The sequence below is a fragment of the Mucilaginibacter sp. 320_HR genome, from assembly GCF_059691875.1.
Genome location: NZ_JCAWAI010000002.1, coordinates 795,256 through 807,504, shown reverse-complemented (window position 1 = coordinate 807,504; position 12,249 = coordinate 795,256). Strand labels below are relative to the sequence as shown.

Below are 12,249 nucleotides of genomic sequence, written 5' to 3'. Positions count from 1 at the left end.
TTGGCATTAAACAAACCTTTCAACCGGGGACCCAGGCTACCATTTAAGAAAAAGGAAGCCGAACATAATATTAATCAGTTCATCAGGGCACAGGAAGTGCGCCTTGTTGGCGACAATATAGAGCAGGGCGTTTATCCGCTTAAAGAAGCTTTAGCTATTGCTCAGCAACTGGAACTTGACCTGGTAGAGATATCTCCCAACGCCAATCCGCCCGTTTGTAAGGTAACAGACTACAACAAATTTATTTACGAGCAGAAGAAAAAGCTGAAGGAGATAAAGAGCAATGCCAAACAAACGGTAATTAAAGAAATACGCTTCGGGCCGAACACCGATGACCACGACTTTGAATTTAAGCTGAAACACGCTACAAAGTTTTTGGAATCCGGCGAAAAGGTAAGGGCTTATGTACACTTTAAGGGCCGCGCCATTGTTTATAAAGAGCAGGGCGAGATATTGCTTCTTCGTTTTGCGCAGGCACTGGAAGAGGTAGGCAAAGTAGAGCAATTGCCAAAGCTGGAAGGTAAACGCATGTTCCTGACAGTGGCGCCAAAGGCAGCTAAAAAGTAATTACGTGCAGCACCTGAAAAGTGCTTGTACATTGAAAATAAAACGTTGCGAAACGTAAATATCTAAAAACAAACAAATAGAGTTATGCCAAAAATGAAAACCAATTCCAGTGCAAAAAAGCGCTTCAAGCTTACTGGAACAGGTAAAATTGCACGTAAGAACGCATACAAAAGCCACATCTTAACCAAGATGTCTACAAAACGTAAGCGTGCCTTAGGCCACACCAGCTTAGTATCTGATGCGGACATGGGTAACGTTAAACGTATGCTTTGTATCGGGAAGTAATCAAATTAATTTTTTAACCAGGTATTAGAGTACTAAAGCGCCCGCAGGGGACACTCACTACCAAAAACAATCAAAAATGCCACGTTCAGTAAATGCAGTAGCTTCGAGAAGGCGCCGCAAAAGGATCATGAACCTCGCCAAAGGTTATTGGGGTTCACGCAGCAAGGTTTACACCGTTGCTAAAAACACAGTAGAAAAAGGTTTACAGTATGCTTACCGCGACCGTAAAACCAAGAAAAGAGAATTCAGAGCGTTGTGGATACAACGTATCAACGCAGGTGCACGCCAGCACGGCATTTCTTACTCACAATTGATGGGTAAACTTGCAGCTAAAGAAATCGGCCTTAACCGTAAGGTATTAGCTGATTTGGCGATGAACAACCCAGACGCTTTCAAAGCGATTGTTGATGCGGTAAAATAAACCGGCTCATTGCAATAGAAAAAGGCCTTCCAAACTGGAAGGCCTTTTTTGTTGTTAAAGTTTTTGCTGCCTAACATATGCCCGACAAACCATCTTACCTTAATTTTGACCTGACAAGTTATGCCTGGAAACCGGACATTAACTATCGCGACCACCCCGAGCTATACAGGGTAGGCAAGGGTGAACAGGGCGTGCTGATTTGCGAGCCCTACAAAAGCGAGATAGGCCAACACTGGCGCTTTAAAACCAGGGAAATAGCACTGGAAAGCAGCGCGGCTATCTACGCCATGTTTTGCAGTTATGTAGAAGCAGGTGACTTTGTTGGTGCAGATATGGCCCGTAAGTACCTGCAAATGGGCTACACCCGGGCCCGGCGTTATGCCAATTACAAGGGCGGTAAAAAGTACGACGAGACAGACAACTATCGCTTACTGGAACGCGGGACCGGCGAGCAGGAGAAAGCCGAAGCTGCGGCTATATTTTACCAACAATGGAAGGCCGCAGAGGCAAACCCGGTTTACAGTACAATGAAAAAACAATGGAAACATGAAAGGGGTTAAAAAGCAACATCTCCCACAAAAAATATGCGTGACCTGCGGACGGCCATTTACCTGGCGCAAAAAGTGGGAAAAGGTTTGGGACGATGTAAAGTATTGCTCTGACCGGTGCCGCACAAAGCGTGCTGGCGGTACCAGTCATTAGTATGAATGCACATCAGTACAGTAATTTAATATTAGGCCCTCTATTTGTCTCGACTTTGTTGGTGTTGTCACCAACAAGCTGGTGTTAAGTTTAAACTATGCTTTAAATGTGTATAGGCTCGTTTAGCGGGAGCTAAATAGCTAAAATGTTTTCTGAATAGTCGTACTTTATTGATACCAGCTTCTTGTTTTTAAAGATGAGCCTGGCAGAAGTTGTACCGGTTAGCCCTGCTTTTACATCTTTAGAGAACGAAAAAGCCCATTCCTCATAATTAGCCATATCGGTGTCGTAAGGTTTTGCCAGTGTTTTATCGGGTAAAACCAACTGATAGTTACTATACGCCGACACCTGGTATATGGCAACCAATTTATTGTAAAGGCTGGTCACTGCGTCGTTTATGTGGATGGCTGCATCATCAGGCAAATCCAGCGGCCATTTGGTTGCTTGTACGTTGTTGTTAGGAAATTGAACTATAGAAGTAACCTTATCGCCCGGGAATTGTATGTAAGCGCCGGCAGGCAACGATGCATTACTTTGCAAGATTACCGACTGGTACAAAGGAAGCAAGTCTTTTACCTGTTCGGGTTTAGTATAAACCGGCCGGTTCGCTACCGCAACCGTATTAAAATCATACCGCGTACCCGCTTGCTGTAACTGAGCATATACCTCTTGCGGCGAACTGCCTATGCTAATACCCCATTTTGAACCCGATGTGATGGTTCCCGACTTTGGACTGGTGTTTTCTTTTTTGCAGGAGACCATCAGCAAGGCAATAGCCGTTAGAAGGTAAATGATTCTCATTTGAGCGTTTTAGGTTTTAAGATATATTACGCCTAAAAAACATGATGTGAAACAGCTGTTGCTAATTTTATATCCGGGAGCAACAAATGTTGGGAAGGCTTATTGATATTGGTACACCTACTAAAAGTCCCTTTGCCGTGGCTGCGGTGCCGGTTAACATTCAAAAAGTAGAGTACTTGTTGGTGGCAACACCAACAAGGGCGAAAGCTCAGACCGACGGGATAACGAACATGCCGTGGTAAGCCTGTCCAACCATAGCAAGTCCGTAAATTATTGAGCCTGCTTAGCAATGAGTGCAGCTAACTGAGTGGGTTGCGAAAACATAGGGCAGTGGCTTGTACTTATTAAATCTGTTTTGGTTATGCCTGCAGCATCTGCCATTTTCTTTTGGTAAGGATATGTTATTGCTTTGTCGTTCAGCGCAAATATAAATGACTTCTTTACTTTACCAAATTTTGCTTTACTAAGGCTCACTTTATCGTCCAACGGAGCCATCGGTTCGGGCTGGATGTTTTTGACCAGGAACTCTTTTAAAGCAGGTAGTGCATCTTCTGCAAAATAGTTTAGCACTCCTTCAGCCGAAACTTTTACCGAGCCGGACAGTTGATCAATTGTCAAAAATTTACTTAGCTGATTGTCTTTTTCGCTTTCGGCCACAGAAAAAAAACTGTCTCCATCTTTAGGTACAAAAGCTGTGAGGTAGATCAGCTTGCTGATTTTATCGGGCATGTCTTCAGCAACCTGGCTTATTACAAGTCCGCCCATGCTGTGGCCGAGCAATACAATATCAGTATGGTTGCCTATGGCTTTCTCCACTGCAACTGCGTACTGTTGAAGCGTTAAACTTTTAAGTGACAATGTATCCGCACCGCGCCCGGGCAGATCAACAGTGATTACCGTGTAGCCCCTCGCTTTTAATGCTGGCGCAACCGCATACCATACGGATGCGTTGCTCCAGGCACCATGTACCAGCACAATAGTTTTTTGAGCAAAAGTGAAGCTATAAACACAGCAAAACAGGATGAACGCGAAGGTTTTTATCATAAGGGAAATATACCTATTTGTAGGTTGACGTCGATTAAGATTAGGGAAAAAGTTGATATTCAAGTTTCGCCTTTGTTAGTGTTGTCACCAACAAACCGAAGATAGGCATTAACCTTGCAGCTTTGTATACCTAGCCTTCTCTACACAATAATTGACTTAAAAGTTATCATAGTACGTGTAATCCTTAGTGATCTTGCCGTTCTCAATGGTAAAGATGGTGCAGATTGGCAGCTCGAACTTTGTATTGTCTGGAGCGGTACCACGGGATACAAACTCCACTACGATGTTCTTTTCCCCGGCAGGGTAGATGTTTACAAGCTGATCGTTTATATCTGCAAAGGTGGCGTTCAGGTCTGTATACTTTTTGGTGGTTTGCTGCCGTGTTTGCTTAACTATGCCTTTACCAAGTGATGGATCTTTAAAGTCGGCAGTGTCTGTATAAAAGTTAGCCAGCGCTGTCCAGTCGTGCTTGTTAAATGTCGAAAAGTACTTCTTAATTAGCTGTACATTGGGGTTTGCTACCGTTTGTTTAGCATTGTTACAGGCAGTAACTGCTAGTATAACTAATAAAAAAACAAGCGTTCTTTTCATAACTGCAGATAAGGGTTGTGTTGCATTGTTAAACATATAATTTGTTCTGGCAAGCTTGGTTTCGTAAACCAATATACCAAATATCATTGCGAAACAAACCGATAATGTTTGTTTCGTAGCCATGCAGTTGAATACTGCGTTAAGGTTGCTGGTCAGCAGATGTGGTATTTGCGCTCTCAGTTCTCTCCAACTTTTTCAACACTCTGAACACTGCCTGGCGTGATTGGCCTACTTCGGCGGCTATCTGGCGTACGCTTCGGCCTTCGGCGTGCAGCTTGCTTATGGTATCTTCGTTGGTTTTACGCATCTGCTCGGTATGGGTAAGCAGGTGGGCCGCCTCCGGTTCCCTGGTGGTCAGCTCGAACTTTAAAAAGCTGTATGGCTTTACTATGCGGCACAGCATTACGCTGTCCGCGCCAAATTCCACCTCATCGTTACGGGCTTTTATCTGTTTAAGGTAGCGCATGCCGGGGGAGGTGTGGCTCTCGCCCATGGCAAAGGCACTGTCGGCAAAGTTCAGCAGCATCTTACTGCCCTGCAGGTCGTTACGGGTAATAGGCCGGGCAGGGTTACGCTTTGGCGTATGCGCCAGCACCAGCATAGACAAGTTGTACTTCTGCTTTATGCGCTGCAGGCTCTGCATCAGCTTTATGGCCCCGGCGCCGGATTCGGTACTGGTGCGGAGGCAGGTAATGTTGTCGATGATTATCGTTCGTGCCTTTGTAGTTACCAGCACGTTCTCAAAAGCATTAATAATGTAATCATGAAAGCTGGCAAACTTGCGTTCGCGGCCGGCATCGGGGTTGATCACCAAGCGGTGAAACTGCGGGGCAAACTCGTACGTGTTGTAGCCGCGGTTGCTGTACCGCAGCGCGAACTGGGCAGCGGTAAGTTCAAAATCAAAGTACAGCACAGGGTCTGCCTGCTTTGTACACGACAAGCCGCCGATCATTTCACCTCTGGTGATGGAATTGCCGATCTGTACGGCGAGGATGGACTTGCCTACGTTGGTGTCTGCAAACAGAATGCACAGTTCACCCATGCTCCAAAAGGTGCCAAAGAGCCGGTTGAAAGACAGCTCTTCTTTGGGCACGTTAAGCCATTCGGTAGCTGTTTTAGAAATAAATGCGTCGTCGGTGTTTATCTCTTTGTCCTCGTCGTGTTTTCGCTTCAGTTCAAAAGCTTCGTCGGAAGTGATGTCGCCGCGGATCATGGAACGTATCAGCTCGATCTCCATAGGGCGTTCGGCCGTGTGATAGGATGGGTAATAGGTCATGAAATTTGTGGGATTTGTATTACAAATTTACCCATAATTAAAATGAGAAGTGCTGACACTGTTTTGTCAGTAGGTGTCCCAACCTCAGCGTCCCGAAGTGTCCCACCGCTCGCAAGACATACAGTCTGAAAATAGCTTAACTAGCTTTACAATAAACCATTAAGTATGATTATCTAAAGTATTTGTACTGTCCCGGGGTGTCCCGCTTGAGTTGTGTAAGTTGCTGGTGTACAGTTTGTTGATTAAAATAGGTGTCCCGGGTGTCCCGCTCTCGAAGCGGGACACTTCGACACCAAAAAAGCGGAACAATTTTACTTGTTCCGCTCGTACTGCATTAGAAATTACGTCCGTCTACCCGCCGATGGTACCTGTTTTCACCTCACCTGCACGTTTGTAATTGGCAAAGATTACACCGCTTGGGGTAACCGTATTTTCAACCAGGGTGAACGCCGCAGGGATGATGGTGTTATCAAAGAGGCGTTTACCTTTGCCCAGCAATACCGGGTAGATCTTGAGCCAAAGCTCGTCTGCCAGGTCGTGTTTAAGCAACAGCCGGGCAAGTTCACCGCTGCCCCAAACTTTGAGGTCGGGACCGTTGGTATTTTTAAGCTTTTCGATGTCTTCAACGTTTTTGAGAAAAATGGTGTTGCTCCAGTCAGATTGTTCCAGCGTGTTAGACAGTACATATTTTGTGGCCTCGTTTATACCGGGCCAGTATTGCGCATGCTGCGGCCAGTAGCCGGCGAAAATGTCGTACGTTTTCCTGCCGAGGAGGAGGTCTGCAGGTTTCATTTGCTTCCGCATCATCTGCCCGGAAACTTCATCATTATAAGGCGCCGACCACCCGCCGTATTCAAAGCCCCCTGATATGTCTTCCTGGGGTGCGCCGGGCGCCTGCATCACACCATCCAGTGTGATGAATGTTAGCACGATTATTTTTCTCATAGCTTTTGCTTTGCTTGTGATTAATTATTACAAACATCAACAATAAAACAGGGAAAATTGAGGGGCAAATGCGACAGTAAAAGGGGGGAGAATAGCGCCAAAACAAAAAAGCCCCAGGACTTTCGACCTGAGGCTTTCTACTTAAAACGTGACCCGGGAGAGATTCGAACTCTCGACCCAATGATTAAGAGTCATTTGCTCTACCAGCTGAGCTACCGAGTCGGGGCTGCAAATATACAGCTTTATGTGATTTTACAAACAGGTTTGTGTCAATACTCTGCAAGGAGTGCATTACGCCATTGCGTACATTTCCTCGCGCTGCTTCTGTACCACGTCGCTGTTGATGTACTCGTCGTACGTCATCAGCTTATCTATGGTGCCACCCGGGGTAATTTCCACTATACGGTTAGCTACGGTTTCCACCAGTTCATGATCTCGCGAAGTGAACAGGATAGTGCCACGGAAGTCTTTCATGCCGTTGTTAAGGGCTGTGATAGATTCCAGATCCAGGTGGTTAGTAGGCTCGTCAAACATCAGTAAGTTAGCCTGCTGCAACATCATGCGACTGAACATGCAGCGCATTTTTTCACCGCCTGATAGTACGTTGCTCTTCTTTAACACCTCTTCGCCGCTGAACAGCATCCTCCCCAGGAAGCCTCGAATAAACTGGTCATCTTTTTCGCCAGGAGAGTACTCGCGCAGCCAATCAATCAGATTAAGATCTTTGCCTTTAAAGTATTCTGCGTTATCGATTGGAATATCAGCCCAGTTGATCGTAACTCCCCATTTAAATGAGCCTTTATAGTCAGCATCTCGACCGGTAAGGATGTCGTAAAAGGCGGTAGTGGCCAAACTGTTGTTGGACAGGATAGCAATTTTGTCACCTTTATTTACGTGTAGATTTACATCAGAAAAGAGCAACTCACCGTTAAGGGTTTTGCTAAGTTTCTCTGTTTGCAGCACCTGGTCGCCAGCCTCTCGGCCCTGATTGTTGAAAATGATACCAGGGTATTTTCTGTTAGATGGCTGTATCTCGTCCAGATTTATCTTATCCAACGCCTTTTTACGGCTGGTAGCTTGTTTGGATTTGGAAGCGTTTGCGCTAAATCGACGGATGAACTCTTGTAGTTCTTTTACTTTATCTTCTGCTTTCTTGTTCTGCTCAGCACGTTGTTTTAAAGCCAATTGGCTTGATTCGTACCAGAAAGTGTAGTTACCGGTGTAGGTGGTCATCTTACTGAAGTCGATATCTACTACGTGGGTACATACGGTGTCCAGAAAGTGCCTGTCGTGCGATACCACCAATACAATAGCCTCGTAGGACGCAAGGAAATCTTCCAGCCAGGTTACTGTATGTATATCCAAGTCGTTGGTGGGCTCATCCAGTAATAGGATGTCGGGCTTGCCGAAAAGTGCCTGTGCAAGTAATACGCGTACCTTCTGGGTGTTATCAAGTTCCTTCACCATTTTATAATGGAACTCTTCTTTGATGCCGAGATTGCTCAGCAGGGTAGCAGCATTGCTTTCCGCGTTCCAGCCATCCATTTCAGCAAAAAGGTTTTCCAGTTCGCCGGCACGTTCACCATCAGCATCGCTAAAATCTTCCTTCAGGTAAATAGCGTCCTTCTCCTTCATTACCGCGTACATCTCTTTATGACCCATCATAACGGTCTCGAGAACGGTGAACTCATCAAAGGCGTAGTGATTTTGGCTAAGTACCGCCATGCGCTCGCCTGGAGTGAAGCTAACAGACCCACTGGTAGGATCAATTTCTTTTGATAATATTTTTAAGAAGGTAGATTTACCAGCACCATTTGCACCAATAATACCATAACAATTTCCCTGTGTAAACTTAAGGTTAACGTCTTCGAACAGCGTTCTCTTTCCGTAACGTAAAGATAAATTAGATACCGTAATCATTTACTTGTAATTTCTGCAAAAATACGCTTTAAAACTTAGTTTTTTAGCATGAATAAAGGTGGTTGATTATTAAGAAAATGGAGTTTCTACACTAACATTAAAAATTCCCCAAAAGTTTAAAAAAATTGGGGATTGTAGTACCCATAAATTACATTTGAAAACAAACTAACCGATTATCCAATGCGTTATTTATGAGTAATTAACCGATTTACAGCCGCTACTACCTTTTGGAACGCCCTTTGACTAGCATTTACTAAAACGTACTCTTTAAACCTTTTATATTTTAGTTATGGGATCCGTAATAATCTGTTTGGTTGTCGTTAATATTGCAACGGCATTGCGTAACGTGGAGGAAAGAAAAATTTATTAAAAATAAATATATAAACGCTTCCCCGGCTTAACCCAAAGATCAGCTGAAAACCTCAGTAAGTCTTTGGGTTTCGTTTTCTGTAAGCTTTTGTAGTTGGCTGGAGGCTAGCATTTTCATCATCATGCTAAGGCTGGCTGTTATTGTAAATGTCGCTTGAGTATTATTGCCATCAGCCTCTAATTTCCATTTCAACTCCATATCAAACGGAGGTTTTTCTGCCGGGATGATCGTGATCTCAGAATTAGGCTGACGCGAATTAATCTTTAGGCTGAGTTTGGTGATGTTTTGTATCTCAAAGCTTGCTTCTTCAGCGTTAGATTGCCAGTTGATGATGTTATCAGGCATCAGCCGACTATGATTATTCATGTCGGCCAGAAAGTTATACACCGGCTCTACTGGTTGATTTACCTGGACTGTACTCTCAAAAACACTCATACTATTTTCCCCATGTAGACGGCTCTTCACGCCACTTCCTTAACATATCAGTATCCGCTTCAGAAATGTATTGTTTATCGCTGGCGTATTTAATTAACGCGTTGTAGTTAGATAATGTTACATACGGGCATTTAGCATTTTTGAAGTTCTCTTCGGCAACATCAAACCCGTAGCTGAAAATAGCTGCAAGCCCTGCTACATTATACCCTGCATCACGCAACGCGTTTACAGCTTGTAAGCTGCTTTTGCCGGTAGATATAAGATCCTCAACAACAACAACACGTTTGTCTGTGGATATTTCGCCTTCTATAAGGCTACCTGTGCCATGTTCTTTAGGCTTTGCCCTAACGTATATAAAAGGTAAACCAAGTTCCTGTGCCACCAGTACACCCTGTGGTATGCCGGCGGTAGCAACACCAGCAATGCAGCCAACAGCACCAAATTTCTCCTGTATGTACGAAGATAGCTGCTGCCTGATGTATGTACGGATAGTAGGATAGGAGAGCGTTATTCGGTTATCGCAATAAATAGGTGACTTCCAGCCCGAAGCCCATGTAAAAGGATTATTAGGTTGTAATTTTATTGCTTTAATTTGCAGCAGAAATTCGGCCACCTGCTGCTCGGTCTCACTATAGGTTAACATGTCTCAAAAATACAGAATTTATATAAACGAAAAAGTAGTGTTGATAACCAACACTGCCCCTAAACAGGCTAATAAGTTTCAAAGAATTGATGCTGAGCATTTTGACCTGAAAATTATTTATCCGTGGGTAGATGCACAGCCGGGGAAGTACTTTTACGTTAGAGTCAACGATCCTAAAGCCTTTTTAAAGAAGGCATTAAAAACAGCTACGTTAATTGAGGCGGCGGGAGGCTTAGTACAGAATGACGATGGCACCTACCTGTTCATCTATCGTAACGAAAAGTGGGACCTGCCTAAGGGAAAATTAGAGAAAAACGAAAAAAAGAAAGAAGCTGCCGTACGCGAGGTAGAAGAGGAGTGTGGTATAAAAGTAAATAAGCTTGAAGAAAAGCTCTGCAGAACGTACCACATGTACACCTGGAAAGGCAAAACGGTTGTCAAAAAAACATATTGGTACCTCATGAGCCATAAAGGCAAGGCGAAACTAGTGCCGCAGCTTGAAGAAGGTATTACCGATGTGCGCTGGTTTGACAAAACCCAGATAGCGGCTATTGTTAAAAATACCTTTCCGTCTATTATGGATGTGCTGGAGAAAGCAGAACTCCTTACAGATAGGGTAAAGCTTCCTTAGGGATAAATTGCGTTACATCTCCATTGTAACGGATGATCTCGCGGACGATGCTTGAACTAATAGAAGAATAACCTGGCTTGCTCACAATAAAAATGCTTTCAATTTCGGGCTCCAGCGCATGGTTCATCTGAGCGATGGCTTTTTCATATTCAAAGTCTGACACAGTTCGTATGCCCCGTATCATATACTCCGCGCCTATGCTCTTGCAAAAATTCACAGTAAGCCCCTCATAAGCAACAACGTGTATTTTCGGATCGTTGTCAAATACAGCACGTATCATCTCCTCCCTTTTACCAACACTTAGTAATCCCTGCTTGGTACTGTTTACACCAATACCAATGTAGTATTTATCGAAAAGACCAACCGACCGGCGTACTATGTCCACATGGGCCTTTGTAATAGGATCGAACGAACCAGGAAAGAGCGCTATTTTCATAATTATGGATGTACAATTATAAGTATAGCTAAGTAGTTTTCTATAATAAAATAACAGAATGCTGTTAAGCATCCTGTTATTTTATTAAATTCCAAATGTTTAATCAATACCTCCCGGTAGGAAATTTACGCCAAACCATTTTTCAGCCAGGTAGCCCCCTACAGTATATCCGGATACTCCACCAATAATTCCACCGTAAAGCGGATTGATTTGACTACCAATTGCAGCGCCAATTGCTATGCAACTTACTACTACTACTACAGCAACAATTGCCTTGCCAATAGATGCCAGCGCACTCCACAACGATTGGTTTTGTAGGGCGTTTGTAGATAAGTGTTTTACATTATCTACAGCAAGCGGTGCATTAATCAGGCTACTAAAATTATAGTCGAAATCAGAGCTGTTGATATAAGCTTTAATAGCTATTAGTGAATTTACCATAGCTGTCTTTTGATCACTAGGTAATGAAAAATCAGTCTCTACCTGTGACTGGGTATTTGATATTATGTTGGTATAACGCCTTTTAATATTACTTACATCCGTTACCGTGAAGCTTGTCTGATTGCTGTATGTAGAAAAGGCGGTTTCACTTGCTGAAATGAACGACCTGTTTAAGTTGTCTAAATATGAATATGAGGCAGTCGGTATGTTAGATTGCATTTCTGCTGGAACAGTAGATGCTTGCGCCATATAGTCAGAGAAAAGTGTAACCGGAGTTGGCGGATCACTCGGGTTGGGATTCAATAGGTTGGGCTTTAAAATGCTTTTAACACTTTTATCCGGATTAATAAATTTCCCTGAAAGCTCAGCTACCAATGAGTTGAACAGTTTTACTTTTTCTGCTTTACCATTGACATAAGAAGAAAAGCTTTCTTCAGCTTTACTTAACGAACCTGACGTAGTACCGGCACTACTTTGCCTTTGCTGAAGATTGTAATCATAAAATTTTGTGATCTCTTCAGAAACATTAGGTTTTTGGCTTTCGCTACTTGAATGAGTTTCTGAATTTTTTTGGCACGAGGATCCAAAAAACAAGAGCAATGCCCCTGCTAATAGCAATTTTTTTTTCATGTGATAAGATTTGTTTATTAATATTTATTTAAACGAATATAATAAACAATAATTAAATGTCATCTGAAAAATTGCATAAAGGTTACTTGCACTTAACTAATAATACAATGC

Annotated in this window: 17 protein-coding genes and 1 tRNA gene; 7 read left to right on the top strand and 11 right to left on the bottom strand. The window is 43.5% G+C overall.

Annotation, left to right across the window (positions count from 1 at the left end; genetic code table 11):
* The 5 genes from infC to AC59GT_RS09270 all read left to right on the top strand — a co-directional run bounded on the left by infC (nt 1) and on the right by AC59GT_RS09270 (nt 1,975).
* Nucleotides 1-567 (top strand): translation initiation factor IF-3, encoded by a 567-nt coding sequence (infC, locus tag AC59GT_RS09290; protein ID WP_117381411.1) that lies wholly within the window; start codon nt 1-3, stop codon nt 565-567.
* Nucleotides 568-651: 84 nt separating this feature from the next.
* Nucleotides 652-852, top strand: coding sequence for a 50S ribosomal protein L35 (gene rpmI / locus AC59GT_RS09285; RefSeq protein WP_022829872.1), 201 nt, complete (start codon nt 652-654; stop codon nt 850-852).
* A 76-nt stretch (nt 853-928) separates the two neighbouring features.
* The gene (gene rplT, locus AC59GT_RS09280; RefSeq protein WP_117381412.1) at nt 929-1,273 is read left to right on the top strand and encodes a 50S ribosomal protein L20; all 345 of its coding nucleotides are present in this window, start codon (nt 929-931) and stop codon (nt 1,271-1,273) included.
* 77 nt (nt 1,274-1,350) lie between these two features.
* On the top strand, nt 1,351-1,833 hold the full coding sequence (locus tag AC59GT_RS09275) for a DUF4385 domain-containing protein (RefSeq protein WP_497237378.1): 483 nt from the start codon (nt 1,351-1,353) through the stop codon (nt 1,831-1,833).
* Nucleotides 1,820-1,975, top strand: a complete 156-nt coding sequence (locus tag AC59GT_RS09270; protein WP_497237377.1) for a DUF2256 domain-containing protein — start codon at nt 1,820-1,822, stop codon at nt 1,973-1,975. The genes AC59GT_RS09275 and AC59GT_RS09270 overlap by 14 nt, the downstream gene beginning before the upstream one ends.
* Nucleotides 1,976-2,107: 132 nt before the next feature.
* Here the strand turns inward: AC59GT_RS09270 and AC59GT_RS09265 are convergent, their stop codons facing one another.
* Nucleotides 2,108-2,776 carry a hypothetical protein gene (locus AC59GT_RS09265; RefSeq protein ID WP_497237376.1) on the bottom strand — a complete coding sequence of 223 codons (669 nt, stop codon included), beginning with the start codon at nt 2,774-2,776 and terminating at the stop codon, nt 2,108-2,110.
* Nucleotides 2,777-2,862: 86 nt separating this feature from the next.
* Here AC59GT_RS09265 and AC59GT_RS09260 point away from each other — a divergent pair, with 86 nt between their 5' ends.
* Entirely contained in the window at nt 2,863-3,018 is a 156-nt protein-coding gene (locus tag AC59GT_RS09260) for a hypothetical protein (protein ID WP_497237375.1), read from the top strand.
* Between the two features lie 28 nt (nt 3,019-3,046).
* On the opposite strand, the gene AC59GT_RS09255 is transcribed toward AC59GT_RS09260, so the two are convergent.
* The 8 genes from AC59GT_RS09255 to pyrE all read right to left on the bottom strand — a co-directional run bounded on the left by AC59GT_RS09255 (nt 3,047) and on the right by pyrE (nt 10,000).
* Nucleotides 3,047-3,820 carry an alpha/beta fold hydrolase gene (locus AC59GT_RS09255; protein ID WP_497237374.1) on the bottom strand — a complete coding sequence of 258 codons (774 nt, stop codon included), beginning with the start codon at nt 3,818-3,820 and terminating at the stop codon, nt 3,047-3,049.
* A 156-nt stretch (nt 3,821-3,976) separates the two neighbouring features.
* Nucleotides 3,977-4,411, bottom strand: coding sequence for a nuclear transport factor 2 family protein (locus AC59GT_RS09250; RefSeq protein WP_497237373.1), 435 nt, complete (start codon nt 4,409-4,411; stop codon nt 3,977-3,979).
* Between the two features lie 139 nt (nt 4,412-4,550).
* Nucleotides 4,551-5,687, bottom strand: a complete 1,137-nt coding sequence (locus AC59GT_RS09245) for an AAA family ATPase (RefSeq protein WP_497237372.1) — start codon at nt 5,685-5,687, stop codon at nt 4,551-4,553.
* Nucleotides 5,688-6,038: 351 nt separating this feature from the next.
* Nucleotides 6,039-6,632, bottom strand: a complete 594-nt coding sequence (locus AC59GT_RS09240; protein WP_497237371.1) for a dihydrofolate reductase family protein — start codon at nt 6,630-6,632, stop codon at nt 6,039-6,041.
* 149 nt (nt 6,633-6,781) lie between these two features.
* Nucleotides 6,782-6,854: transfer RNA gene (locus tag AC59GT_RS09235), tRNA-Lys, on the bottom strand.
* Nucleotides 6,855-6,923: 69 nt separating this feature from the next.
* On the bottom strand, nt 6,924-8,552 hold the full coding sequence (locus tag AC59GT_RS09230) for an ABC-F family ATP-binding cassette domain-containing protein (RefSeq protein ID WP_497237370.1): 1,629 nt from the start codon (nt 8,550-8,552) through the stop codon (nt 6,924-6,926).
* A 409-nt stretch (nt 8,553-8,961) separates the two neighbouring features.
* Nucleotides 8,962-9,357 carry an SRPBCC family protein gene (locus tag AC59GT_RS09225; RefSeq protein WP_497237369.1) on the bottom strand — a complete coding sequence of 132 codons (396 nt, stop codon included), beginning with the start codon at nt 9,355-9,357 and terminating at the stop codon, nt 8,962-8,964.
* 1 nt (nt 9,358) lies between these two features.
* On the bottom strand, nt 9,359-10,000 hold the full coding sequence (gene pyrE / locus AC59GT_RS09220) for an orotate phosphoribosyltransferase (protein WP_117381423.1): 642 nt from the start codon (nt 9,998-10,000) through the stop codon (nt 9,359-9,361).
* Here pyrE and AC59GT_RS09215 point away from each other — a divergent pair.
* Nucleotides 9,999-10,631, top strand: coding sequence for an NUDIX domain-containing protein (locus tag AC59GT_RS09215; protein ID WP_497237368.1), 633 nt, complete (start codon nt 9,999-10,001; stop codon nt 10,629-10,631). The two genes, pyrE and AC59GT_RS09215, sit on opposite strands and share 2 nt — an antisense overlap.
* Here AC59GT_RS09215 and coaD read toward each other — a convergent pair.
* Complete coding sequence (coaD, locus tag AC59GT_RS09210) at nt 10,606-11,067, bottom strand: pantetheine-phosphate adenylyltransferase (RefSeq protein WP_497237367.1); 462 nt, start codon at nt 11,065-11,067, stop codon at nt 10,606-10,608. The genes AC59GT_RS09215 and coaD overlap by 26 nt on opposite strands.
* A gap of 99 nt (nt 11,068-11,166) precedes the next feature.
* On the bottom strand, nt 11,167-12,138 hold the full coding sequence (locus tag AC59GT_RS09205) for a hypothetical protein (protein WP_497237366.1): 972 nt from the start codon (nt 12,136-12,138) through the stop codon (nt 11,167-11,169).
* Between the last annotated feature and the right edge of the window lie 111 nt (nt 12,139-12,249).